The following is a 25,657-nucleotide window of genomic DNA, read 5'->3' as shown; positions in this document are numbered from 1 at the left end:
TTAAAGCCACTCATAGGAGTTTAACTACATGCAGTCATATCCACTATTTATTGACGGTGAATACCAACAAGCAACGTCAGGTAAAGAAGATACCAGTTATAACCCAGCGACGAGTGAGCCGTATGCTGTAGTGCAATTGGCAAGTGTACAAGATGCTACTGACGCCATAGCTTCTGCGCATCAAGCATTTCAGACTTGGAAAGATGTGCTTCCTTCTGTTCGAGAAAAAATTCTACTAGACATTGCTGATGCTTTTGAGCGCCGGGCGGATGAGTTTAAAGATTTGCTCATTGATGAAGCTGGCTCAAGCATGCTTAAAGCCGGCTATGAAACACATCACGCACCTAGCTTCCTGCGTGGAATGGCGGGTGAATGTCGCCGCGTAAAAGGCGAGACATATCAATCTGATTATCCTGGACTGAAGTCGTATTCTATTCGCCGTCCGCTAGGTGTTGTGCTTTCCATTGCACCCTTTAATTTCCCATTACTGTTGGCTATCCGAAAAATTGGTTGGGCGTTAGCTGCCGGAAATACAGTTGTACTTAAGCCTTCTGAAGTGACTCCCGTTATTGCCCTAAAGCTAGCGGAAGTTATGACTGAAGGGGGCCTGCCCAAAGGGGTTTTGAATGTCATCCCTGCTAATGGTGCAGAGTTAGGTGATGTGTTGATTGCTGATGAACGAGTACGCAAGGTAACGTTTACAGGTTCAACTCGCGTAGGTAAGTCTATCGCGCTGGCTTGTGCTAAGTACCATAAGCCGATTACGTTAGAAATGGGCGGAAAAAACCCGTTTATTGTATTAGCTGATGCAGATGTGGATTACGCCGTAGATGCAGCGACATTCAGTAACTTTATGCATCAAGGTCAAGTGTGTATGACAGGCTCTAGAGTCATTGTTGAGGATGCGGTATATGACGAGTTTGTTAGAAAATTCACCGCCAAAGTCAGCGCATTAGGGTATGGCAATCCGCGTGATCCGGGCGTTATCGTTGGGCCGTTAATTCGCCCGACACAGACAGAGTTTATTAAGAAACAGGTGGAGAAAGCTGTCGAGCAAGGCGCGAAGATTAACGTCGGTGGCCATTACGAGGGTAACGTATTTCAGCCTACGGTTATTAGCGATGTGACATCGGATATGTCCATTTTCCATACTGAATGTTTTGGACCCGTGGCAAGTGTTATTAAAGCGTCTGATTATTTACATGCCTTGGCTCTAGCAAACGACAGTGAATACGGCCTAACTAGCGCTGTTATTACCAACGATCTGCAAATGAGTATTTTCTTCTCCGAGAATCTTGAGAGCGGCATGGTTCATATTAATGGGCCGAGTATCCGCGATGAAGCCGTCGTCCCTTTTGGCGGTGTTAAAAACAGTGGAATGGGACGAGAAGGCGGCACTTTCGCCATGGACGAATTCACAGAATTAAAGTGGATCACCGTGCAAATGGGTCAGCAGAAATTCCCTTTTTAAGGTCGTTTTAACCTAGTCATAATATCGGAGAGTCTCGTGATAGAAGCTCAGTCAATACAAGAAAAACAATCGAGCCCAATACTGATTGGTGTTTGCGCCACATTGTTAGTGCTAGCGATTTCTGCACTTATCATTGCAGGATTCACTCAGGTTTTTGGCTTGCCGTTCTTTTTGGAGTGGGTCGGAACATTTTTGCTTTGTGCCACCCCATTTCAAGTCATGATGGCCGTTGTTTGGCAACACAGAGTGCCGAGTAAGATAGCCGAAATGTCTCAACCTCTTAAAGGTGTAATACTGACTTCGATGGTATTACTCGCTGGAAGCATTATCACTCCGATATTATATTTTACCGTTGGGCAAGGCGTGATGAGCCCAATTTTAATACACTTTGCTATTCAATCAGTTGGTGTCAGTTTATTAGTCATATTGATATTTGGTGGTTGGCCAATTAACAAATTAACTGATAACCCGTTATGGCAAGGCATTGCAATACTGATTTATTGCTATCTGCTGAACTACGTACTTTTTAAACTATTCTACGACTACAGCTTTTTCTCTGGTTTACCTTTTTACTCCCCTGAACTCGAGCCTGGAGGGATGTTCAATGGTATTAGTGCGCTGTCATTTGCGGTGACCGTTGTGGCAATGGTGATGGTAGCGACCATGTTTGAGTTATGGCCAATAACGAAAATGGGTAAAGACATTAACCAACCATTGATGGGGTTATTAAGTGCAGGGTTGATAGTATGTGTATCCGGGGTTGTGTATTACATTTTTGTTGGTTTACTGAAAATGGAACCAATGGACTTTATGGTTAAAGGCCCCGTCTGTATTATTTTCGGTACTTTCTTGGTGGAAAATATGATGCAGTTCCAGCTTTTTAGTCAATGCGTGCAACCGCTTAAAGGGCTGTTAAAAGTTGTATTATGCTTAATTGGCGCCTTCGTTATGTATCACCTTTATTCCTATGCGTTGCCTTTTTTTGCGGGAACGGATCTCGTCCCTGGTCCAGAAATGGGCTACGCTCGCGAAGCTTGGATAGGCACCGCCACTCTGGGCGTGACTTTTCCTGTTATCAATATCATTGCCGGTGCATTTGAGCTTTGGCCCGTAAAACGAAATTAACCAATTTCAATTTAGATTGAATTCGGTGCTACCAAGCTTGTTCGGCACCGAGTTCTGCTATTTATCACTTTTAAACCTCTGCAAATATCCCTTCAATTGCACTGAAATTCGCGATGAATCCTTACAAACGCTTTATTTCTTATTTATGCCAACTCCAGTGAATATTTAACCACTTCGCGAAAATTCAAAAGGGCTTAATCAAGGCGCTTGAATGATAGCCTTTTATAAAAAAACAACCTGGGCACTTTCAGGTTCGAGCAACACAGAGTAAGCCCTTTAAATTCGCTCGAAGGAAATCCCTAGTGGGTTTTGTGCTACGTCCTCGGTATATGAAAGGGAACCATCATTCTTGTGCATCCACGCCTTGTTCACCATCCGCTGGATGAATTATAAGAGCGCAATTATTAACTGGAATGGGTGGAGTGTAACCAGCGCATTGGCACTACTACTTAACATTCTGAGTGGTGTTTTTCCGCTGGGTTATAGAATAACGCGCCCTACTAGCGATACTATTTTTGACCAATCCCTGTTGAACATGGTTTTTTAAACGACCCTAGTATGCAAATATTATATTTCAACAGAAGATGAAGATTGATACGAAAGGTGGTCGTTTGGCTGACCAAGAAGACTGAGATAAAGAGTAATGTACACGTGCAATTTGATATGGCTTTGAGCGGTGATGGGCGCGGTGCCAAACGAGCGTTATTTACTTCGTTTGAAAACTAGCCTGTCGGTTTTAGCGTTAACAGGCTAGTAGGGTAATTATTGAAAACCGGCTTTATACGTCGGAATATGGCATGCCAACGTACTGAGTTGCGATCACCTGTTGACCTTCTTCATGTGACAGGTAGAAGTCCAGCTCAGATGCCATAAAGCGCTCAAATGTTTTATTGTCCATGTTATTAGCATCACCGCCACAATCAGTAAATTCATGAAGCATATTGCTCATCCACCACGAGAAACGTTCGGCGTGCCAGACTCGGCGCAAGGCTATTTCTGAATATTGTTGGGAAGCATTAGTCGCACCTTCGTTGTACTCTTTTGTTAGCAAACGGTACAAGGTCGATACATCTGACGCTGCTAAATTTAGTCCTTTTGCACCCGTTGGGGGCACAATATGTGCTGCATCACCAACCAAAAATAGCTTACCTAGCTGCATCGGCTCACACACAAAGCTGCGTAACGGGGCTATGCTCTTTTCGAGGCTTGGCCCGGTAATAAGGTTACTCGCTGCTTCTTGAGGCAAGCGTTTTCTCAACTCATCCCAAAACCTTTCATCACTCCACTGCTCAACTTTGTCAGTTAAGGGTACTTGTAGGTAATAGCGAGAGCGTGACGATGAACGCATACTGGCCAGGGCGAATCCACGTTCCGTTTTGCAATAGATAAGCTCATCGCTGACAGGCGGAGTGTCGCTAAGTAAGCCTAACCAGCCAAAGGGATATACCCGTTCAAATTCGTTACGCTTTTCCTCTGGGATACTTTTGCGGGATACGCCATGAAAACCATCGCAACCAGCAATATAATCGCATTCTAGTGTGTAATTAACACCATCTTGGCTAAAGGTAACTGTTGGATGAGCACTTTCGATATCGTGTAAGGAAACATCGCTGGCGCTGTAGTATGTGGTTAATGCTTTCGTTTCTCGGGCTTGCATGAGGTCACGTGTGACCTCGGTTTGTCCATAACACATGACGGTTTTACCATCCGTGAGCTTGTTTAAATCAATTCGATAAGGGGTGCCATAGTAACTAATTTCAAATCCATCGTGCACATGCCCTTCACCATCCATTCGCTCATTGACGTTTGCTTCTCGGAGCAAATCCACTAAGCCTTGTTCCAAAATCCCGGCGCGTATTCGGCCTAGCACGTACTCACCCGATACGCGTTCAACGATGATGTTGTCGATCCCCTGTTTCGCCAAAAGTTGGCCTAATAATAATCCTGATGGTCCTGCGCCGATAATGGCGACTTTTGTTTTAACGGTCTGCATTATGTTCACTCTTTGACTAACTCAGTGACTTAATCATCGAATAGTTAAACAAATTTTATAATTCAACTCTGTTGCATATTATTGTACTTTTGCGTCATGTTAATTTAATGTCATTACACGTTAAATTATGATTAATAGATATGTCGGCAAGTATTCCTTTCTACGATTTATATGGTGAATCCTTTATTCGCAAGGATGTTGGTTTGGCTCATGTAGAGGACATTGCTTTTCGAAGCCGTGGGTTAGGATGGGAAATTGAGCCTCACAGACATGACAAACTCACCCAAATAATTTGTACTTTTGATGACTCATGGGTTGTCCAACTTGATGATAAACGATATGAGCTAAGCGGAAACTGGTTGGTTTTAATCCCTGCTGGTGTGGTGCATGGCTTCGTATTTGAACCGAATATTCAGGGCTATGTCGTATCGCTAAACCAGGATGTTCTAGAGGGGACTTGCGATGCCGACCCTCAATCGACTTTACCAGAACTTTTGTGGGTGCCTTCGGTGATTGAGTTTCGTGACAGGCAGCAAATTGAGCGCTTCATGACTTATATTAAATTGCTCAAAGATGAACTGGTTAGCGCAGAAGCTGAGCAGGGATTAGCAATCAATCGACTGGTACAAATGATATTACTCACCGTTAAACGACAACAACATTTGCAAGCGGTGAGTGCAGGCTCAAGCGGACGGGAGTCAAAGGTTTTGCTCGCGTTTCGGCACTTAATCGAACAGAACTATACAAAGCATCTATCAGTACAAGATTACGCCAAACAACTGCATGTCTCTGTGTCGACCCTTAATCGATTATGTCAAGGGCAACTAAATGAATCACCTAAATCAATTATTCATCAAAGGTTAATTAGCGAAGCGAAACGACGGCTGATATATACGCGTCAGAGTGTCGAGGAAATAGCATATACTTTGGGTTACAAAGAGCCTGGCTATTTCAGTCGATTTTTTAAATTAGGTGTGGGTATGAGTGCTGGAATGTACCGTAAAACCAGTGTGATCTCATAGATGGCTTATCTCATCAAACCGTAGCGGTTTGTTCATAGTGAGATTCAATGATTTCTAAGAACCGACGTTGAATATGAGTCGCTTGCCAATTTTTCCGCATACTCAAGCCTATTTCGCGGTTTGTGTCTGCCAATGGCATAGGGCATACCGCCAATAAACCATTTTTAACTTCGACGTCGACTTGTCTGGCTGGTAATAAGGCGGCTCTTTCACTGTTAAGCAGTAATCCACGTATGGCGACCATGGCGCTACACTCTATTATTTGCTCGGGCGGCACTAAGCCTCGGCTGTTAAACAATTCATCAAATACTAGGCGAGCGGGGACACCTTTTCCTGGTACCACCCATTTCAGGCTTTGCAATTCTGTGTTTGACAAGGTTGCACGCTTTGCAAATTTGTGGCCCGCTTTAACCACCATACTCAAGGGATCATCAAATAGTTTATGTTGCTTTATATCATTATGGGGGAGGGGATATCGTAACGCACCGACGATCACGTGTAACTGGCCATGCAATAGGTAATTGACTTGTTCTTCATAAGGCCCATCAATGATACTGACCTGCGCTAGCGGAAATTCATCTAGCAATTGCAGAACGCAGCGAGGCACAATTTCAGTGCGGGCCAAAGGGAGGCTGCCAATGCGAATTGAACCATTCATGCGACCGTTAACCTCGCCAATTTCTTCAAGACCTTGAGATAGTTCAGCGAAAAATAAGCTCGCATAACGTGTTAGCTGACGAGCTCGCCATGTGGGCTCTACTCCGGTGGGAGAGCGCTGGAATAAGCACTGCTCACATAGGGTTTCTAAATCTTTAATAGAGCGGTGCAGGGTCGGCTGAGTTAATCCCATCTGTATAGCCGCAGCAGTATAGCTTTGTAATTCAGTGATGGTAATGAGGGCTTTTAGCTGCCGGCTACTGACTGAGCGCACAAAGGAGTGCATTTTCGGCTTATCAGCGTTAAACAACATAGCGCCTGCATACTGTAAATGCTTGAAAGCGCGATCTGCTCGGTTTAAGAAGCGAGCACCGTTTTCGGTACAATACATACCTGAGTTAGTACGACTGAAAAGTGTTAGTCCAAGAGTTGCTTCAAGTTTATTAATACCCTGAGTTAGCGCAGATTGGGTTAAATGAATCTGTTTTGCTGCTGCACTAATGGTGCCTGAGTTCTGTATTTCTAACGCGCAAAGCAAATGCCTAAGATTAAATTTCATATCTATTTAACTAGCTTGTTTTTTATTCATTATAGAAAAAACTAATGGTGAGTGTCATCTTTTTAAACAGTTTTTTAACGAACTGTACGCCATACTCATTTCGCAATTTTATTTTAATAGGTGAAGCCATGGCAATCTGTGTAACTGATACTCCTCGTCCTGATAAAGCTCTCGTGGCTAAATACCAAGGGTTTGAAGTCGCCACCGTGCATGAAGCACAAGGTCGTAAAGGTTTACTTGCTGACTATATGCGTCCGATTTACAAACCCGCTAAAGTAGCAGGCCCAGCAGTGACTTGCGAAGTGGCACCAGGAGACAATTGGATGATCCATGTTGCGGTTGAACAATGTCAACCGGGTGACGTGTTAGTGGTCAAGCCGACAAGTCCAAGTGTGGATGGTTTTTTTGGTGATTTACTGGCTACTTCACTTAAAGCGCGCGGTGTACTCGGGCTGATCATTGAAGGAGGGGTACGTGATACCGCTACCTTAACGGCAATGAATTTTCCGGTGTGGTCAAAATCGATATTCTCACAAGGTTGTGTGAAAGAAACTATTGCCAACGTTAACGTACCCGTCATGTGTGCAGGTGCTTATATTCGCCCAGGTGACATGATAGTGGCAGACGAAGACGGTGTTGTGGTCGTAGCGCTCGAAGAAGCTGATAATGTGCAAACCAAAGTAGAGCAACGCATGGAAAATGAAGAATCTAAGCGTGTCCGTTTTGAAAACGGCGAGCTAGGGCTTGATATTTACAATATGCGCGAGCGACTTGCAGCTAAAGGCTTGGTTTACGTTAAGTACAACGAGCAATAAGCATGTCTGAAACGCATCTTCAAAAAGCAATTCCGTGTTACATCATGCGTGGCGGCACCTCTAAGGGATTATATTTTCTGGCAGAGGACTTGCCAGCTGATCCCATTGAGCGTGATGACGTGTTGCTAAGATTAATGGGCTCCCCCGATGAACGCCAAATCGACGGTTTAGGCGGCGCACATCCGTTGACGAGTAAAGTGGCTATTGTGAGTCAATCAAGCCGTGATGACGCTGATGTTGATTACTTGTTTTTACAGGTGTCTGTGGATAAAGCACAAGTCAGTGACACGCAAAACTGTGGGAATTTACTCGCAGGTGTTGGCCCTTTCGCCATTGAAAAAAAACTGCTTGCAGCCTCTGAACCTTACACCGATGTGCGCATTCATATGCTCAATACTGGGGCTAATGCGGTGACGCGAGTTGACACTGCGCACGGTATCGTTAATTACTCAGGCGAAGCTGCGATCGACGGCGTACCGGGTACTGCAGCACCAGTCTTAATCGATTTTTTGGACATTGCAGGCTCAAGCTGCGGAACACTTTTCCCTACTGGGAACGCCCAGGATGTCATTTTAGATTTTCCCGTCACATGTATTGATAATGGGATGCCTGTGGTACTGCTAAATGCAGAGTCATTTGATTTGAGCGGGGCTGAAACCCCCACTGAATTAGAGGCGAATCAATCACTTAAAGACAGGATTGAGGCCATTAGGCTTGAAGCTGGTAAATTAATGAATCTGGGCGATGTAAGCAAGAAAACCGTACCCAAAATGTCTCTGATATCCCCAGCCTTGAAAGGCGGGGTTTTGAATACCCGGACCTTTATCCCACATCGAGTACATGAAGCGATAGGTGTTTTAGGTTCGGTAAGTGTTGCTACTGCCTGTGTTTTAGAGGGCACCGTGGCCAGTGATTTGATTCAACAAGCATTTGACGACGGCACGATTAGCATTGAAATTGAGCATCCCACTGGGCAGTTTACTGTCGAAATGGAAGTGGTGGGCAGTGTCAGTATTACCGAGTTTACCGTGCAACGGGCAGCGCTTTTACGCACAGCTCGATTGTTGATGCGCGGCGAAGCTATGCTACCAAGCCAATAATCTGGCTGATTAAAACATGTTGTTTTTAGCTCAGACACTCTAGACCCGCAGAATTGAGGAGAGAAATATGATCATCGATTGCCATGGCCACTATACTACCGCGCCAGAGCCTTTACAGTTGTTTCGCCAAGCGCAGATCAAGGCTTATCAGGAAGGTGTAGCCCTACCGGAAGTCCCACATATTAGCGATGATGAAATTCGCGAGAGCATTGAAAAAAATCAAATAAAATTACTAGATGAACGTGGTCTTGATATGACGATTTTTTCTCCACGTGCCTCAGCAATGGCTCATCATGTGGGCGATGAAGCCGTATCGAAACAATGGACTAGTGCCTGCAACGATTTGATTGCTAGGGTTGTCGAGTTATACCCAGAGCGTTTCATTGGCGTGTGCCAGTTACCCCAATCGGTCGGTGCGCCGATTAAAAACTCAATTGAAGAGTTAGAGCGCTGCGTAAAAGAAAAAGGTTTTGTTGGTTGTAACCTGAATCCAGACCCTTCGGGTGGACACTGGAATTCGGCACCATTAACCGACGCTAGTTGGTATCCCTTCTACGAAAAAATGATTGAGCTAGATGTGCCGGCCATGATCCACGTGTCAGGCTCGTGCAACCCTAATTTCCATGCTACGGGTGCCCACTACATGAACGCCGATACCACGGCTTTCATGCAGTTTTTAGAAGGAAATTTGTTTAAAGATTTCCCTAATTTACGTTTTATTATTCCACATGGCGGCGGGGCAGTACCTTATCACTGGGGGCGCTATCGTGGTTTGGCGGATATGATGAAACAGCCACCACTGCGTGAGCATGTAATGAAAAATGTGTATTTTGATACTTGTGTTTATCATCAGCCCGGTATCGATTTGCTGTTTAATGTTATCGATATTGAAAACATACTTTTTGGATCTGAAATGATTGGTGCGGTGCGTGGAATAGACCCAGAAACGGGCCACTATTTCGACGATACAAAGCGCTATGTGGACAGTCTAAATTTGACGGATACAGAGCGTAGTAAAATATATTCGGGCAACGCGCGTCGGGTTTATCCAGGTCTAGATAGAAAATTAAAAGGCATGGGGTTATGAGCGCATTTAACAAAGATGCTGATTGGCTAGATTGGCATCCGTCCCCCTCCAAACCAAAATTTGTTGTGCCTAATGGCGCGGTGGATGCCCATTGCCATGTATTTGGTCCTGGTGCTGAATTTCCGTTTGCTCCTAAGCGCAAATACACCCCTTGCGATGCGTCCAAAAAACAATTATGGGCATTACGAGACTACTTGGGTTTTAGTCGTAACGTAGTCGTCCAAGCGACGTGCCACGGGGCAGACAATAGAGCACTCGTCGATGCACTGCTGGCTTCCAATGGTCTAGCTAGAGGTGTGGCCACTGTTTCGGAAGACGTGACAGATACAGAGCTTGACGCACTTCACCAAGCCGGCGTAAGAGGCGTGCGATTTAACTTTGTTAAGCGTTTAGTTGATGCTTTACCTTTTGATTCCTTAAAGCGCATTGCTGCGAGAATTAAGGAGCTAAATTGGCACATTGTTATTTATTTTGAAGGTCAGGAACTGCCAGAGCTTTATGACTTCTTTACGAGTTTACCAACTACTGTGGTAGTCGATCATATGGGACGGCCTGACGTTACTAAGCCTCTGGATGGTCCTGAATTTTCGTTGTTTCTAAAATTGATGCGTGAAAACGAAAATTTTTGGTCAAAAGTCAGTTGTCCAGAGCGTATATCAGTTGCCGGACCATCAAAGCATTATATGGATGTTATCCCATTCGCCCGCACCGTAGTGGAGCAGTTTTCACAGCGCGTATTGTGGGGGACTGATTGGCCGCATCCAAATATGAAAACGCACATGCCAGATGATGGTCAATTAGTCGACATTATTCCGCTTATTGCCCCGACAACTGAATTGCAACAGAAGTTGCTTATCAGTAACCCAATGCGCCTTTACTGGCCTGAACAGAGCATTAAATCTTAAGGAATAAAAATGTCTTTAGATAAGCCTTATCAAAAAATCCCTGGTACTACCGTATTTGATGCGGAAATGGGGCGGCGTGGTTATCACCTAAATCAATTTTGTATGTCGTTAATGAAAGCTGAAAATCGGGCTTTATTTAAAGCAGACGAGCGTGCCTATTTAGATAAATGGGATATGACAGAAGAACAAAAGCAAGGTGTCCTTTCTCGTGATTACAATCGCATGATGGCAAGCGGCGGGAACATCTATTTCTTGGCTAAAATATTCTCCAGCGATGGGCTTAGTTTTCAGTTTGCAGCGGCTACCATGACAGGCATGAGTCAACCTGATTATGCACAAATGATGCTTGATGGTGGGCGCGCCCCCGAAGGCAACATGTTCGAAGGAGATAAATAATGGCAAAGATTACAGCTGGTGTGGCTACTTCACACGTGCCCGCTATAGGTGCTGCCATCGATAATGGCAAAACAACTGAACCTTATTGGCAGCCTTTGTTTGCCGGATACGATTTTGCTAAAGAATGGATTAAGCAAGAGAAACCCGATGTAGTGATTTTGGTTTATAACGACCATGCCTCTGCGTTTGACATGAATATTATTCCAACTTTTGCGTTAGGCTGCGCACCGTCGTTTTCCCCTGCCGATGAAGGATGGGGGCCACGGCCTGTGCCTGATGTTGTTGGTTACCCTGAACTTGCAGCACATATTGCCCAATCTGTGATTCAGCAAGATTTCGACTTAACCATAGTGAATAAGATGGATGTGGATCACGGCTTAACGGTGCCACTATCATTGATGTTTGGTCAGCCCGAGGCTTGGCCATGTAAGGTGATACCGCTGGCCGTTAACGTGGTGTTGTATCCAGCACCATCGGGTAAACGATGTTATGCCTTAGGTAAAGCCATTCGTAATGCGGTTGAAAGTTTCGATGAAGATGTAAATGTACAAATCTGGGGCACGGGTGGCATGAGCCATCAGTTGCAAGGCCCTCGAGCAGGCTTGATTAATCAAGAATTTGATAATGCCTTCTTGGATCGTATTGTTGACGATAGCGACAACTTATCCGAGATGCCGCATTTTGATTATTTGAATCAAGCGGGTTCTGAAGGTGTTGAGTTGGTCATGTGGCTAGTGATGCGCGGAGCATTGAATGACAAGGTAAAACTTAAAAAGCGTTTTTACCATGTACCTGCGTCAAACACCGCTGTCGGCCATCTCGTTTTAGAAAATGATTAGGAGTGAATAATGAAAGTAATAATTGTAGGCCCTGGCGCTTTTGGAATTAAACACTTAGATGGCATTAAGAATATTAACGATGTTGAAGTGGTCGCCTTAGTCGGACGTTCCGCTGAAAAAACACAAAAAGTGGCGGATGAATATGGCATCCCACACATTTTTACAGATTTAGCCGAAGCGCTGAAAATCGACGCTGACGCCGTTATTTTATGTACACCGACCCAGCAGCATGCTGAGCAATCAATTCAATGTATGCAAGCTGGCAAACATGTACAGGTTGAAATCCCTTTAGCGGACTCGTGGGCGGATTCTCAAGCGGTAGTTAAAGTACAGGAAGAGACAGGCAAGGTCTGTATGGTCGGTCATACGCGACGCTTTAACCCCTCTCACCAATGGGTTAATCAGCGCATCACGGCTGGCGAACTGAATATTCAACAGATGGACGTGCAAACTTATTTCTTCCGTCGTAAAAATATTAATGCGAAGGGGGAAGCTCGTTCATGGACTGACCATTTATTGTGGCACCATGCTGCCCACACAGTTGATTTATTCGCCTATCAAGCGGGCAGTAAAATAGTTAAAGCCAACGCAGTGCAGGGGCCGATTCACCCTGAACTGGGGATTGCATTGGATATGTCAATTCAGTTACAAGCGGAAAACGGCGCTATTTGCACCTTGTCATTGTCATTTAATAACGATGGTCCTCTTGGTACTTTCTTCCGCTACATCTGTGACAATGGCACTTATATCGCACGTTATGATGACTTATTTGACGGCAAAGAGAACAAAATAGATGTGTCGAATGTCGCTGTGTCAATGAATGGTATAGAGCTACAGGACAGGGAATTCTTTACTGCTATTAAAGAAAATCGAGAACCCAACTCGAGCATTGGTCAAGTATTGGCTTGCTATAAAGTTCTGCACGACCTTGAACAGCAACTTGTATAACAAGGTAATTTAATATCAGGGGATAAAAGTGAAGCAACGTATTATTGCGCAACAACAGGTATCAGAAGTTGGTTTAGGGTGCATGAATTTAAGCCATGCCTATGGGCACCCATTAAGCGAGTCGGAAGCGGCCCGGGTTGTCGCTGAAGCCCTAGAATGTGGCATAACTCATTTCGATACCGCGGCGTTATACGGCTTTGGCAAAAACGAAATTTTGTTAGGAAAATTGCTTAAGCCACATCGAAAGAACCTCTTTCTAGCGAGCAAATGTGGCATGACTGGTGTTAGCGGTAAGCGCGTTATCGATGGTCGCCCTGAGACATTGCGTCAAACCCTAGAGACGTCACTGACTAGCCTACAAACTGATGTTATAGACTTGTACTATTTGCATCGCTGGGACAAAAGCGTTCCTATTGAAGACAGTGTTGGCGAGCTATCTCGAATGGTTGACGAGGGCAAAATAAGAGCGGTTGGGCTCAGCGAGGTATCATCGAAAACCTTGCGTAAAGCCCACGCTGTTCACCCCATTGCTGCGCTTCAAACCGAATATTCGTTGTGGAGCAGAAACGCAGAAATTTCTGTACTCGATACCTGCGTCGAACTTGGCACGGCATTCGTGGCATTTTCACCATTGGCTCGTGGGTTTCTTAGTGGAAAGGTAACTGACATAAACGCATTGGTGGACGGTGATATACGCAAAAACATGCCTCGATTTCAGGCTTATCATATGCAACAGAATCTACCCTTGTTGACTGAACTTCGTTCGATGAGTACAGAGCTGAACTGCAGCATGGCACAATTGAGCCTTGCCTGGTTACTGCATCAAAGCGATCACATACTTCCCATACCAGGTACCACGCAGATTTCACATTTACGGGACAACATCGCAGCGTCTGATATATCACTTTCACATTTTCAGATAGAAAAATTAGCTCAACTATTCGATCATCAAAATATCAGTGGCCCTCGGTATCCTGCTAACACTCAGCTTGAAATAGACACAGAAGAGTTCTAAGTAACACCGAGACCAATGAATGAGCACGCCCCAATTGCGCGTCTTTTGCGCTTTTCTAGCGATTGTTAGTTTCACAAGCATAGCTCAGCAGCCCATAGACGTTCAGTTAGGTGGGCATTTAATGGTCGATTATGACCACTTTGATGCAAATTTTGTCGATGTGGCAAACGCAGCTAATAGTCATTTAGAATTGCGACGTGTTCGTTTGGCACTTGCTTCTCAATTATCGAAAAGCTTGAGTGCGAACTACTCTGTTGAACTTACACAAGACCTCGATGTTAAAGCCGCCTTTATCAAATACACAGGTTGGGACATCGCCAATATCACCATAGGAAGGCAGAAGGAGGGTTTTGGATTTGAAAGGCTAATGGGGGCCAGAAACTTTATTATGATTGAGCGGGCTATGGCGACCACAGTGATTTCGCCCGGTCTTTCGTATGGTGTTAACTTTGCTGGTAGTCGCGGAGAATTAAGTTGGCAATTAGGTTATTTCCAGAAAAACGATGCTGACAACGGTGAGTCGGTCACGGGGAGACTGGCATGGACACCTTGGCACACAGACAATGGCTTGATACATGTAGGGATCGCATCCAGCCAACGCCGTATGCACGGCGATACATATAGCATAAATAGAAAAGTGGAGGTCGGTAGTGCTGATCCAATCATCAAAAGTCGCAAGATTGTAGCGGATTCTGTATCACAGACCGGCTTCGAGTTTATGTGGCAAAACAATGGCTTTCTCAACATTACGGAATGGCAAACATCAACAGTAAGTGCAGTTGATGGTAGCGAATATCTGTATCAGGGAGGGTATAGTCTTATGGCTTATAGCTTATCTGGGAAAAACAGAAAATTTGAAGAAGGCATTCTTGGAGGGATCGATAGCAGCCATTGGGAAGTGACAATGCGATATAGTCAGATGGCGCTGGTGAAAGAAAATGACCAAGTTAATACAATATCGATTGGACTCAATTACGTTGTAAAAAATGACCTCAAGTTCATGGTTAACTTTATTAAGGCACGCATTACAGAGGATGGTGCGCAGCGTAAATCTGGAGAGGCAATTTCACTGCGAGTACAGTACCACTTTTGACTTTTTTAGCGCGAAGTTCACACTGTTCGAATCTGTCAAATGAGTCTGGGAAAGGTTCATTTACCAAGCTGCTCATCTGTGTTTAGTACCACTAAATCAACTAAATTCGTAAAAATGAAGATTTTTGAAAATTGATGTAATGAAATATTCAGCAATGACATCGTCACTGACGATAGTGGTTTCGTACTGACAACTTCTGCCTAAATAGTCTTCTTAAAAAAGGAAAACATCGGAGCATTTGTCGAAATGCTTTAAAACCAGCTCATTCGAGCCGGTTTCAAACTTTAATTCCAAGTTTCAAACTTTAATTCGAACCCACAAAATAAACATTTTGAATCAATGGCTTACTCGACCGTGACACTTTTCGCGAGGTTTCGAGGTTGGTCTACATCTGTGCCTTTGATAATCGCTACGTAGTAGGACAGTAGCTGTAATGGCAGGGTGTAGATAATTGGGGCGATGGCCGCTTCACAGTGTGGTACGTTGATCACGCGCATGGTGTTGTCACTCTTGAAGTGGGCTTCTTTATCGGCGAATACATACATGATGCCGCCGCGGGCACGCACTTCTTCTACGTTTGATTTTAGCTTTTCTAACAGCTCATTATTGGGAGCGACTACGATGACCGGCATTTCATCATCGATTAAAGCGAGTGGACCATGCTTTAATTCGCCAGATGCGTAGGCTTCTGCGTGAATGTAGGAAATTTCTTTGAGCTTAAGCGCGCCTTCCATAGCGATCGGGTATTGATCGCCACGACCTAGAAATAAGCTGTGCTGTTTATCGGCGAACTCTTCGGCTAAATCCTTGATGCCTTGGGTGAGGCTTAGGGTTTCTTCCAGTTTGCTTGGCAAGCTATGTAAACCATCAACTATGGCTTTGTGATCGGCCTCTGTCATGCCGTTATGTTTGCCTAATGCTAACGTCAACATTAAGAAACCGGTTAACTGGGTGGTAAACGCTTTGGTCGACGCCACGCCGATTTCTGCCCCTGCAAGGGTCATAAAAGCGAGGTCAGATTCACGCACGAGTGATGAGCCTGGTACGTTACATATGGTTAAGCTTGAGGTGTAGCCTAAGCTTTTTGCTAGGCGCAAAGCGGCTAGGGTATCAGCCGTTTCACCTGACTGAGAAATGGTGACTAGCAAGCTGTTGGGGTGAACGAATGATTTGCGGTAGCGAAACTCAGAAGCGATTTCAACGTTACATGACACATTGGCGTATTCTTCTAACCAATATTTGGCGGTCATGCCTGAGTGGTAGCTGGTACCACAGGCAACAATTTGTACGTGCTTGATCTTGGCAAGCACTTCGTCCGCATCTTGACCAAAAATATTCGGGCTGATGTCATGTTCACCCAAACGGCCCTGCAAACAGTTGCGCACGACTGAAGGCTGCTCATGAATTTCTTTAAGCATGTAATGGCGATAGCCTGCTTTATCGCCAGCATCGTGTTCTACATCTGATTCAACAATATCGCGCTCGACGACTTGACCGCTTTGATCGTACACGGTGACGCTGGTGCGGGTCACTTGGGCTACATCGCCTTCTTCAAGGTACATAAAGCGACGAGTGACAGGCAGCAATGCCATTTGGTCTGAGGCTATAAAGTTTTCACCGATACCAAAACCAATCACGAGTGGGCTACCTGAACGGGCAACAATCATGCGCTCTGGATCGTGCTTATCAACAATAACCGTGCCATACGCCCCATCAAATTTACTCACAGCCATTTGCACCGCTTGCAGTAAATCTACCCCCTGATCTAGTTCATAATGCACCTGATGCGCAATGGATTCGGTGTCAGTGTCAGACGTGAAACCATAGCCTTTGGCTGATAGTTCAGCACGCAGGTGTTGGTAGTTTTCGATGATACCGTTATGCACGACCGCAATGCGCTCACTTGAAAAATGTGGGTGAGCATTGGCTTCGGTCACTCCGCCATGAGTAGCCCAGCGCGTGTGGGCAATACCTACACTGCCTTTGGCTGGATTGTTATGTAAGGCGTCGGCCAGCTCTTTTACTTTACCAATGCGACGAGTGCGGGTTAAGTTACCCTCGTTATCGAGTAAGGCAACACCAGCAGAATCGTATCCGCGATATTCAAGGCGTTTTAGCCCTTCAAGTAAAATTTCTACTACGTTACGTTCGGCTATTGCGCCAACAATCCCACACATACGTTATGCTCCAAATGACTTAGTTGTTGCGCAAATAACCTTCACGCCCTGTTGTTCAATATGTTGTTTATCGCTTTGAGCAATTAAATCATCGGTAACCAGTACCGATATCGCCTGCCAAGGCAATTCAACATTAGGTATTTTTCGTTGTAGTTTTTCTGATTCAGCCATGACTACGACCTCGCTAGAGACTTCAGCCATAACTTGGGTTAGTTGGGTCAATTCGTTGAACGTGGTTGAGCCCTTTTGTAAATCGAGACCTGCTGCGCCGATAAAGGCCTGGTCGAAATTGTATGCACGCAGCACTTGTTCAGCCATTTTGCCTTGAAATGCATGTGATTGAGGATCCCACGTGCCACCTGTCATCAACACCTTTGGCTCGTTTTCGGTTTCCAGCAGTGAATTGGCTACATGCAGTGAGTTTGTCATGACGACCAAACCTAGCTTACTTGCCAGCTCAGGAATTAGGGCCGCTGTGGTGCTGCCACTATCAATGATGATGCGGTTATGATCTTTAATTAAGGTGGCGGCGGCTTTCGCAATCGCTATTTTACGCGCAGACAATTTTTCACTGGATAATTCAGAGGAGTCTTGCGGCAGCGGCACTGCTCCGCCAAATTTGCGCAATAAAAGACCGTTGTTTTCAAGCTCAGTGAGATCTTTACGGATAGTGACCTCAGAGGTAGAGAAAAGCTTCGCCAGTTCATCCACCATCACTTCGCGATGTGAGTGAAGACGGTCGACAATCGCTCGACGTCGTTGTTGTGTGTTTCGTTTTTGCATATTTCGAAATATATATGTTTCGAAATGAAAGATAAAGCCTTTCTTTTGCATCTTATACTAAGGTGTTAGATACAAAAAAACCTCCAAGGGGTTGGAGGTTTCACTTATTCTACCTTCAACATTTATTCTGGCTTTGTAGGACGTTGCCAACCACTGACGTTTCGCTGTTTTGCTCGAGCAATCGCTAACTCTTGATCGGCGACCGTTTTCGTTACCACCGAGCCCGCACCAACGGTAGCCATATTACCAATCTGAACAGGGGCAACTAAGGCACTGTTAGAACCAATAAATGCGCCGTCGCCAATAATGGTTTTAGACTTGTTTACACCATCGTAGTTACAGGTGATGGTACCTGCGCCGATGTTGGCGCCTATTCCGACGGTAGTATCACCTAAGTAAGTTAAATGATTGGCTTTTGAGCCTTTGCCTAGTGTGGTTTTTTTCATCTCGACAAAGTTGCCAACGCGTGCATTTTCGTGCATCACCGCACCTGGGCGTAAGCGTGCATATGGGCCAACCGAGCAGTTTTCACCGACTATGGCTTGATCGAGCATGCTGTTGGCTTCGATAGACGCGCCATCTGCAATTTCACAGTCTTTAAGTATGCAGTTGGGGCCTATAGTGACATTGGAGCCAATTTTGACGGTGCCTTCGATAACCACATTCACGTCTATGCTGATGTCTTGGCCCACTATGATGTCGCCCCTCAAGTCAAAACGGTGGGGGTCAAGTAAACTAACACCTTGCATCATCAGCTCTTGAGCTTGTTCAAATTGAAATGCGCGCTCGATAGCGGCCAATTGCTTGCGGTTATTGATGCCTTCGACCTCAATTTCACTGTTTGGCTGAGCCGCTTTAATGACTTTTCCTTCATTGGCTGCCATTTCAATGACATCGGTAAGGTAGAATTCACCTTGGGCATTGTTGCTATTTAAATTCGCAAGCCAGCGCTTTAAATCTTTGCCATTAAGTACCATCATACCTGTGTTTATTTCACAGATTTGACGCTGGGCGTCGCTGGCATCTTTATGCTCAACAATCGCGGTAACATTGTCGCCTTGGCGAATAATACGCCCCATGCCTGTTGGGTCAGCAACGTTGACAGTCAGTAATGCGACATCGGCATTGTTTTTTACTTGCAACAAATTATGCAGGGTATTGGCTTTGATAAGGGGAGCATCGCCAACAAGAATAAGCACATCTTCATCATCAGAAATATGTGGCACCGCTTGCTGCACAGCGTGGCCAGTGCCCAACTGTTCTGCTTGTAAGCACCAATTGAGCGCATTGTGACCCAATGCTTGTTGTAGTTGCTCTGCCTGATGGCCGTATACTAAATTGATAGAATGGGCACCCAATTGATTTACGGTGTCAATGATGCGCTGCACCATAGGTTTTGCGCCAATAGGGTGTAAAACCTTCGGCATGGAAGACTTCATGCGAGTTCCCTTACCTGCTGCGAGTATTACCACTGAAAATGCCATTTAGTATCCTGAGTCATTTAAATTCCAAGGTATTTTACTGATGCAAGCAAAAACTACCAGCGCTTGATCTCTGTTAGGCTTCAAGACGTATCTTTTTTATTGGCTAACGAACCAAACTAAGATTTTGCAACCAAAGTACAATGGGTTTACTTTTGATGCTTGCGTATAGTGTTCTCATTGGGGTAACTTTACCTACCTTTTTGCTTTGACCGATAGGTTATATGGTAATAGATGTGTTTTACTGCATAAATGTGTTGCCAATTTTTAATTTAGTTGGTTAAACACATGTGTTTAGTTTAACGTGAACAAATAATCAGTAATGCTACAGTTAATGAATAACAGGGCAGGCTGATAAGCAGTTTTTTGGTTTATTTTATACAGGGTAGTTTGTGAATATCTTTCGAACATTACATCGCAGTATTTTGCTGCTCTTCGTCGTTGTGGTTGTATCCATCGTTACCTTGGTGCACTTCAGCGTGTCTAAAATCGTCGCGGAGCAAAGCCGTGCTCAGCAGCAGTCTCATTCTCCAGCCGTAGAGCTCATTGTGCAGCAACTAATGAAGCCGCTGCATATTTCTGAAACCCTTGTTAAAGCAAAAGAATTGCAAGATCTCATGGGCGCACAGAGCGTTGATGAAGACGCGGTGTTTGCTAGCCTTAAACGCTTGCACCGTGAATTTGGAATGAATTTCTTTATCGCCAGTGAAAAGAGTCGTCGGCAATACTATTCCGATGGTACAACCACGGAATTGGTTGAAGGGGACGTGAGTTGGTATTTTAAATATAAAGAGTCAGCTCAGAATGAAATAGCCGATATTGGTAAGTGGGAAGACACTCACTTTTATATCGATTTAAAAGTCTTTGATGAAGATCAGAATTTTCTTGGATTTTTCGGTGTAGGTAAAAGCCTAAGAAGCTTTTTGGATATTTTCGCGCGTTACAAAGAAACCTATGGTTATGATTTTATCTTTGCGGACCAAGACAGAAACATCACCTTGTCGTCTGATCCCAAATTAGTCGCGGCTAATTCAAAGTTTACCAATTTAACGGAATTGCCTTGGTTTAAAGATTTGTCGGAAGACGAGCAAGCGGGTTCGCTTAATAATTTATTGGTTAAAATAAACGGCTATGATTTTTTAATCGCTGAATTAAATATTCAACCTTTTGATTGGACGCTGTATTTAATGACGCCCCTTGAGTCGCGTCAAACAGAGATAAGCCGAGGCTTTATTTTCAGTATAGTGACCTTGTTGGTGCTTATTTTTGGCCTATTTTTGATCATATATAACCTGTTGTATTACTTCAAAAAAGACATGCAAAAGACCCGTCAAATAGACGTGTTAACTGAATTGCCCAATCGCGCTAGCATGTCCCTTAAGTTCGATGGCTTGATGTACGAGAAATCTTCTGTCAGCTTGGTGCTTATTAATCTCGATAATTTTAAATCTGTGAATGAAACCCATGGGCGTAAGGCAGGGGATATTGTGTTACGCCAAATCGCGTCAATGTTGCAGTTAGAGCTTAGAGAGCAAGATATTATTGGGCGATGGGGTGGTGAAGAGTTCTTGTTGCTACTGCCCAATACCGGCCCTCATGAGGCGGTAGATGTAGCAGAAACCGTACGTAATCGCCTAGCCAATATGACGATAACAACAGGTAGCATGTCTATTCAAATGACGGCCAGTTTTGGTGTGTCGTTTACGGCTATCCCTCGGGCCATAAATGAAGTGATTGCCGCTGCCGACGATGCGCTTTTTGCCGCTAAGCGGGAAGGACGAAACGTGGTGCGCCTGCAATTGATTGAGGAGCATTAATTCTTCAATCTGCATTGCAAGGTTGAGTGCCTGGTGCGTTATATATGGCTATGCAGATATATGTTAGTTTGCATAGCCAATAAGGCATTACACCGCAGGTTTGGCTTTTAACTTACGTTTTGCTATCACGCGGCTTGCCACTCCGGTGACGAGTAACACACCGCATATCACTAATATCACGCCTACCCACATCGAAGGTGTTAAGGTCTCATTTAATAGGACAATCCCCCACAGAATACCGAAGGCTGGAATTAGGTAAGCCACGGTTAGGGCATTGCTTGGGCCGACTTTGGCGATTAATCTGAAGTACATCAAATAAGCTAATGCAGTGCAAAGTGCACCAAGAGCAATGGCATCAACCCAACTGCTTGGCGAAGGAAGCGTGCTAGGCATAAACCAAATATTCAGTGGTAACAGACACAGTGTTGCTGCAAACAAACTGCCTGCGGCTAGCGCCATTGGACCCACGGCGCTGAGGTGTTGCTTAGTAAAGCAGCCAGCATAGCCGTATAGGGCGGTGGCAACTAAAGTCGCTAAAGTGGGCAAAATGGAAATGCCGTCAAATGCGGCGGCCTGCGCAGCACTAAGCACTGCCACCCCAAGAAAACCAATCAACAACCCCAGTACTGCAACGCTAGGTATGCGCTGCTTTAACCACAACCAGCCAATCATTGCCCCAAACATAGGGGCTGTAGCGTTCATCACAGAAGCATATCCAGCTCCTATGTGTAATAAACTGTAGCTAAATAAACAAAATGGTATGGCAGTATTGGTTAACCCGACTATTAAAATACCGCGCCAATGCTCGGTTATTTGTCTGATTGCGACGCGATTGCACACAAATGGCAGCAAAATGAGGCTGGCAATACTTGCTCGCATGGTGATTAAGCTTATTGGACCAAATTCAGGCGTGGCGGTGCGAGTGAAAATAAATGCGGCCCCCCAAATGCTTGCAAGCAAGACTAGCTCGATAAAATCGCGTAATTGCATTTAACCTCCCTGTACTATTCAGCTAATTTTTGCTGGTGATGCGTTGAATTGTGGGTTCTCTAGACTCAGTAAAGTGGCTTTGCGTGTTAAGCCGCCGGCGTATCCCGTCAGTGTGCCGTTGGCCCCAATCACTCTATGGCAAGGCACGATAATCGAGATAGGATTCTTGCCATTAGCGCTGCCCACCGCCCGCACGGCGTTAGGGTTGTTTAATTGCTTTGCTATATCGCCATAGCTACATGTAACACCGTAAGGTATGGCGCGTAACTGTTGCCAAACATTCTTCTGAAAATCAGTACCTATGGGGGCTAGGGGCAAATCAAACGCTTCACGGTCGCGGTCAAAATATTCTTTGAGTTGCTGTCTCGCTTGCTTCAATAACGCATTGCTGGTGGCAGCTGTATCTGGATGCTCTACAAAGGTAATAGCGATGATAGCGTCATTACTCGCACTTATTTTTAGTAGGCCACATGGCGTGGGTAAATAGGTACACAGCGGTGTAAACGATGTACGGCTTTCCATTACGCGAGACTCCATAAAGTAAATGTTAAATAACTACGCCAAGGGCTGACTTTGTCAGCATCTATGTCATGTAAAAGTAGCTGTTTTTTGATGACTAAATCTGAGTTAAGCCAAATATCCGCTTGGGATAACCCTCGCAAATTAGCATAAGCAACTGTCCATGGACCAATGCCTTTAATTGATAACCAATCATCGGGTGGAGTATCAGGGTGCTGAGCATAAAAAGCAGCAAAACGGCGCAGGGTCTCACGACGACTGTTGGGCATGCCTAAAAAACTGAGGTCACTGTTTGCAACTGCATCAGGCGCCGGAAAATAACGATTAAGTTCAGGCACTGGCGCCTGATCATCAAGAACAGGCTCTCCGAGCGTTGCCACGAGCTTAGTGACAAGATTAATAGCCGCGGTCACTGATATTTGCTGACCAAGAATAGCTCTGCACCCAGCTTCAAAGGTATTCCATATACCGGGAATGCGGATACCAGGGGTAATGATTTGCTTGGATAAGCCACTTAATTCGATTCTGTTGTCAATCGTCGCGCTATCCGCATCAACATCCAATATGCGCCGAACGTTACTCAAACAGTGCTTGAGTTGCCGCAAATCATCAATTGCTAAGGTAACGAGAAAGCGGTATTTATCTGGTTGATGCTGGGCCTGAAAATAACCTTTGCTGGTTCCGAAGGTAAAATTACGTGCGTAACTATCTTGGCTCACCCATTCGCTACCTGATATTGCTCGGCGCGCCAGAAAGTCACGCAAGTGGGGCCAGTTGTACGGCGGGCGGTAGGCTAAAGGAATAACGATAGGTTGTATTTGGTTACTGGGTTTTATACGTAATTCCTTTGGAGTACGGTGCATGACGCGTTGCATATTATATTGTAAGCGTCTGGCGTCTTTAAAGCCCGCGGCATCCGCAACATGTTCGATAGGTAATTGGGTGTGCTGCAATAATTGTTTGGCAAACAGAATTTGTTCATAGACTTGATATTGTTTCGGGCTAAGACCAATGTGTTGAATAAAAAGTTGGCGTAAATAGCGGTCGCTTATACCGAGTTTTTCTGCAATTGCGGTCATACTTAGGTGTAGGTTTTCGCCAAGTATCCGCAGCGCTCGGTTGACTGTAGTATCAACTCCGTTCCATGCGTGGGAATGCGGCGCACTGTCTGGACGACAGCGTAAACAGGGGCGATATCCCGCAAGCATGGCCTGCTGTGCTAAGGTGTAGTATTCGACGTTTTCTTCATGTGGTAGCTTTGCTGGGCAAATCGGCCGGCAAAAAATCCCTGTCGATTTGACCGCTATAAAAAAACGCCCATCGAAACGAGGATCGCGGGTAAGTCTCGCTTGTTGATAATCTTGTATCGTCAGCATGAGGGAACCGAATGTGTTAAGCCATGGACTAATGGTAATCCGGTGAGTGGCTATTATGCGTCGAAAACGGAACTCAAAGCAAAAATGTTGTTCTTTGATTAGCTCGCAAAAGTTAACCCGGCAAAGTTTTGCGAAAGTAGTATGCAGCGCTAGCAGTATTCAGATTCTGCTCTGGCAGTTTCGGCTTTCGTAATTGCTTGTTGAATTTGATAGGGAATAAAGCAGATAATACGCGGCCGTTTTCTGTGCGTTGAAAAGGGATGTAATCTTGATAACCGATATTTTGGAGTGGCTGTTTTCACGTGTTTAAGTCTTTCTTATTGATAAGCCTCGTTTTTTCAAACTTAGTTTGCTCGCAAGCCATGGGTGAGGAATGGCTCGACGACTTTGCTAGTCGAGTGAAAGCTAAAACGGCTAAGCAGCGCGTGCCAGGTTATTTGTTCGCTTTTGTAGAAGAGGGCAAGCCAGCCAAGATGGTGGTGTCGGGCAAAACAGCCAACAACGGTACGGCTATCTCTCCGCAAACGGTTTTTCGCTTAGCGTCAGTGTCGAAAACATTTACCTCTATTTTAATGGCAAAAATGGTCGATGAGGATAAATTAAGTTGGCAAACCCCTGTGAAAAAAATGACCAACGAATACAGTTTTGATAACAGCAAAAACTTACAGCTCAGTCATATTGTTGGTCAATCGAGTGGGTTCTCGCCCAATGCGTATGACAATCTCATTGAAGCAAATTACCCGGTCAAACGAGTACTTAGCATGCTGACCGATTTAAAGCCTTTATGTACGCCGGGTGAATGCTACACCTACCAAAATACCCTGTTTGGGGTTATCGAAGAGTATTTTCAAGAAAATAACACGTCGTACGGACAACAATTAGAAGCTGAAGTATTGCGCCCGTTAAATATGAAAGGTGCCAGTGTAGGGCGTGAAGGCTTACAAGCGTCGAATTCATGGGCCAAACCTCATGTAGCGATCGCGAAAAATAAATGGCGCAGTGTGAAGGTTAACGAAGACTATTATCGCTTTTCACCCGCCGCAGGGGTGAACGCTAGCGGAGCTGATATGGTTAAGTGGGTTGGGGCGCTGCTTGGCGAACAACCTAATGTGATTGGGCCGCAAATTATTGATCAAGTGACACAACCTCGAGTCAAAACCAAACGCGAAATGCACCGCCGCTTATGGCAACGTTACTTGAAAGACGCGCATTATGGTTTAGGTTGGCGTGTATACGACTTTGATGGGCATAAATTGAATTACCACGGTGGCTGGGTCAAAGGTTATCGTGCAGCGGTTGCGTTCGCGCCGGATCAAAAAGTGGGCTATTTCATGCTCATGAATGCAGAATCAAATTTGATTAATGATTTTACGGCTGATTTTTGGGCCAGTTATTTTGAACATTATGATGCCCAGCAAAAACTAATCAGCGCGGCCCCATAATTGGTTTTTAAATGAAATAAAAAAGCCCAGAATTGAAAAACAAGACT

General features: G+C 44.9%; 22 protein-coding genes. 14 read left to right on the top strand and 8 right to left on the bottom strand.

Features of this window, described 5'->3' with window-relative positions:
- Nucleotides 1-28 precede the first annotated feature (28 nt).
- On the top strand, nucleotides 29-1,471 hold the full coding sequence (locus tag AC0L6N_RS17865; RefSeq protein WP_011576602.1) for an aldehyde dehydrogenase family protein: 1,443 nt from the start codon (nucleotides 29-31) through the stop codon (nucleotides 1,469-1,471).
- A 36-nt stretch (nucleotides 1,472-1,507) separates the two neighbouring features.
- Nucleotides 1,508-2,596 (top strand): hypothetical protein, encoded by a 1,089-nt coding sequence (locus AC0L6N_RS17860; RefSeq protein WP_473476494.1) that lies wholly within the window; start codon nucleotides 1,508-1,510, stop codon nucleotides 2,594-2,596.
- A 778-nt stretch (nucleotides 2,597-3,374) separates the two neighbouring features.
- Here the strand turns inward: AC0L6N_RS17860 and pobA are convergent.
- Nucleotides 3,375-4,589, bottom strand: coding sequence for a 4-hydroxybenzoate 3-monooxygenase (pobA, locus tag AC0L6N_RS17855; RefSeq protein WP_473476492.1), 1,215 nt, complete (start codon nucleotides 4,587-4,589; stop codon nucleotides 3,375-3,377).
- Between the two features lie 140 nt (nucleotides 4,590-4,729).
- Here pobA and AC0L6N_RS17850 point away from each other — a divergent pair, with 140 nt between their 5' ends.
- Nucleotides 4,730-5,611, top strand: coding sequence for a helix-turn-helix domain-containing protein (locus AC0L6N_RS17850; RefSeq protein ID WP_011576599.1), 882 nt, complete (start codon nucleotides 4,730-4,732; stop codon nucleotides 5,609-5,611).
- A gap of 13 nt (nucleotides 5,612-5,624) precedes the next feature.
- Here AC0L6N_RS17850 and AC0L6N_RS17845 read toward each other — a convergent pair whose 3' ends face one another.
- Nucleotides 5,625-6,827 (bottom strand): LysR family transcriptional regulator, encoded by a 1,203-nt coding sequence (locus AC0L6N_RS17845; protein WP_473476489.1) that lies wholly within the window; start codon nucleotides 6,825-6,827, stop codon nucleotides 5,625-5,627.
- Nucleotides 6,828-6,955: 128 nt separating this feature from the next.
- Here AC0L6N_RS17845 and AC0L6N_RS17840 point away from each other — a divergent pair, with 128 nt between their 5' ends.
- The 9 genes from AC0L6N_RS17840 to AC0L6N_RS17800 all read left to right on the top strand — a co-directional run bounded on the left by AC0L6N_RS17840 (nucleotide 6,956) and on the right by AC0L6N_RS17800 (nucleotide 15,025).
- Nucleotides 6,956-7,642: a 4-carboxy-4-hydroxy-2-oxoadipate aldolase/oxaloacetate decarboxylase gene (locus AC0L6N_RS17840; protein WP_011576597.1), complete on the top strand. Its 687-nt coding sequence runs from the start codon at nucleotides 6,956-6,958 to the stop codon at nucleotides 7,640-7,642.
- A gap of 2 nt (nucleotides 7,643-7,644) precedes the next feature.
- On the top strand, nucleotides 7,645-8,742 hold the full coding sequence (locus tag AC0L6N_RS17835) for a 4-oxalomesaconate tautomerase (protein WP_473476487.1): 1,098 nt from the start codon (nucleotides 7,645-7,647) through the stop codon (nucleotides 8,740-8,742).
- Nucleotides 8,743-8,809: 67 nt separating this feature from the next.
- Nucleotides 8,810-9,829 (top strand): amidohydrolase family protein, encoded by a 1,020-nt coding sequence (locus AC0L6N_RS17830; RefSeq protein WP_473476484.1) that lies wholly within the window; start codon nucleotides 8,810-8,812, stop codon nucleotides 9,827-9,829.
- On the top strand, nucleotides 9,826-10,734 hold the full coding sequence (locus AC0L6N_RS17825) for an amidohydrolase family protein (protein WP_473476481.1): 909 nt from the start codon (nucleotides 9,826-9,828) through the stop codon (nucleotides 10,732-10,734). Before AC0L6N_RS17830 ends, AC0L6N_RS17825 begins: the two co-directional genes overlap by 4 nt.
- A 9-nt stretch (nucleotides 10,735-10,743) precedes the next feature.
- Complete coding sequence (gene ligA / locus AC0L6N_RS17820) at nucleotides 10,744-11,130, top strand: protocatechuate 4,5-dioxygenase subunit alpha (RefSeq protein ID WP_011576593.1); 387 nt, start codon at nucleotides 10,744-10,746, stop codon at nucleotides 11,128-11,130.
- The gene (locus tag AC0L6N_RS17815) at nucleotides 11,130-11,969 is read left to right on the top strand and encodes a class III extradiol dioxygenase subunit beta (protein WP_011576592.1); all 840 of its coding nucleotides are present in this window, start codon (nucleotides 11,130-11,132) and stop codon (nucleotides 11,967-11,969) included. Before ligA ends, AC0L6N_RS17815 begins: the two co-directional genes overlap by 1 nt.
- 9 nt (nucleotides 11,970-11,978) lie before the next feature.
- Nucleotides 11,979-12,917: a Gfo/Idh/MocA family oxidoreductase gene (locus AC0L6N_RS17810; protein WP_011576591.1), complete on the top strand. Its 939-nt coding sequence runs from the start codon at nucleotides 11,979-11,981 to the stop codon at nucleotides 12,915-12,917.
- Between the two features lie 28 nt (nucleotides 12,918-12,945).
- Entirely contained in the window at nucleotides 12,946-13,932 is a 987-nt protein-coding gene (locus AC0L6N_RS17805; protein WP_473476477.1) for an aldo/keto reductase, read from the top strand.
- Between the two features lie 19 nt (nucleotides 13,933-13,951).
- Nucleotides 13,952-15,025: an OprO/OprP family phosphate-selective porin gene (locus tag AC0L6N_RS17800; RefSeq protein ID WP_473476474.1), complete on the top strand. Its 1,074-nt coding sequence runs from the start codon at nucleotides 13,952-13,954 to the stop codon at nucleotides 15,023-15,025.
- 344 nt (nucleotides 15,026-15,369) lie between these two features.
- Here AC0L6N_RS17800 and glmS read toward each other — a convergent pair whose 3' ends face one another.
- The 3 genes from glmS to glmU all read right to left on the bottom strand — a co-directional run bounded on the left by glmS (nucleotide 15,370) and on the right by glmU (nucleotide 19,469).
- The gene (gene glmS, locus AC0L6N_RS17795; RefSeq protein WP_473476472.1) at nucleotides 15,370-17,202 is read right to left on the bottom strand and encodes a glutamine--fructose-6-phosphate transaminase (isomerizing); all 1,833 of its coding nucleotides are present in this window, start codon (nucleotides 17,200-17,202) and stop codon (nucleotides 15,370-15,372) included.
- Nucleotides 17,203-17,205: 3 nt separating this feature from the next.
- Complete coding sequence (locus AC0L6N_RS17790) at nucleotides 17,206-17,985, bottom strand: DeoR/GlpR family DNA-binding transcription regulator (protein ID WP_041714623.1); 780 nt, start codon at nucleotides 17,983-17,985, stop codon at nucleotides 17,206-17,208.
- 122 nt (nucleotides 17,986-18,107) lie between these two features.
- On the bottom strand, nucleotides 18,108-19,469 hold the full coding sequence (glmU, locus tag AC0L6N_RS17785) for a bifunctional UDP-N-acetylglucosamine diphosphorylase/glucosamine-1-phosphate N-acetyltransferase GlmU (protein ID WP_473476469.1): 1,362 nt from the start codon (nucleotides 19,467-19,469) through the stop codon (nucleotides 18,108-18,110).
- Nucleotides 19,470-19,858: 389 nt separating this feature from the next.
- On the opposite strand from glmU, the gene AC0L6N_RS17780 reads away from it, so the two are divergent.
- On the top strand, nucleotides 19,859-21,283 hold the full coding sequence (locus tag AC0L6N_RS17780) for a sensor domain-containing diguanylate cyclase (RefSeq protein ID WP_473476467.1): 1,425 nt from the start codon (nucleotides 19,859-19,861) through the stop codon (nucleotides 21,281-21,283).
- An 87-nt stretch (nucleotides 21,284-21,370) separates the two neighbouring features.
- Here AC0L6N_RS17780 and AC0L6N_RS17775 read toward each other — a convergent pair whose 3' ends face one another.
- Genes AC0L6N_RS17775 through AC0L6N_RS17765 form a run of 3 tightly spaced genes read right to left on the bottom strand, consistent with a single transcriptional unit; the run spans nucleotide 21,371 to nucleotide 24,168 of the window.
- Entirely contained in the window at nucleotides 21,371-22,273 is a 903-nt protein-coding gene (locus AC0L6N_RS17775; protein WP_473476465.1) for a DMT family transporter, read from the bottom strand.
- Nucleotides 22,274-22,291: 18 nt separating this feature from the next.
- Nucleotides 22,292-22,795: a methylated-DNA--[protein]-cysteine S-methyltransferase gene (locus AC0L6N_RS17770; protein WP_473476463.1), complete on the bottom strand. Its 504-nt coding sequence runs from the start codon at nucleotides 22,793-22,795 to the stop codon at nucleotides 22,292-22,294.
- Entirely contained in the window at nucleotides 22,795-24,168 is a 1,374-nt protein-coding gene (locus AC0L6N_RS17765; RefSeq protein ID WP_473476461.1) for a DNA-3-methyladenine glycosylase 2 family protein, read from the bottom strand. The genes AC0L6N_RS17770 and AC0L6N_RS17765 overlap by 1 nt, the downstream gene beginning before the upstream one ends.
- A 302-nt stretch (nucleotides 24,169-24,470) precedes the next feature.
- On the opposite strand from AC0L6N_RS17765, the gene AC0L6N_RS17760 reads away from it, so the two are divergent.
- Entirely contained in the window at nucleotides 24,471-25,610 is a 1,140-nt protein-coding gene (locus tag AC0L6N_RS17760; RefSeq protein WP_041714116.1) for a serine hydrolase domain-containing protein, read from the top strand.
- Nucleotides 25,611-25,657 lie beyond the last annotated feature (47 nt).

Source organism: Paraglaciecola sp. G1-13, from assembly GCF_055809255.1.
Note: the sequence above shows the minus strand (reverse complement) of the source record. Positions and strands in the feature narration are given on the sequence as shown.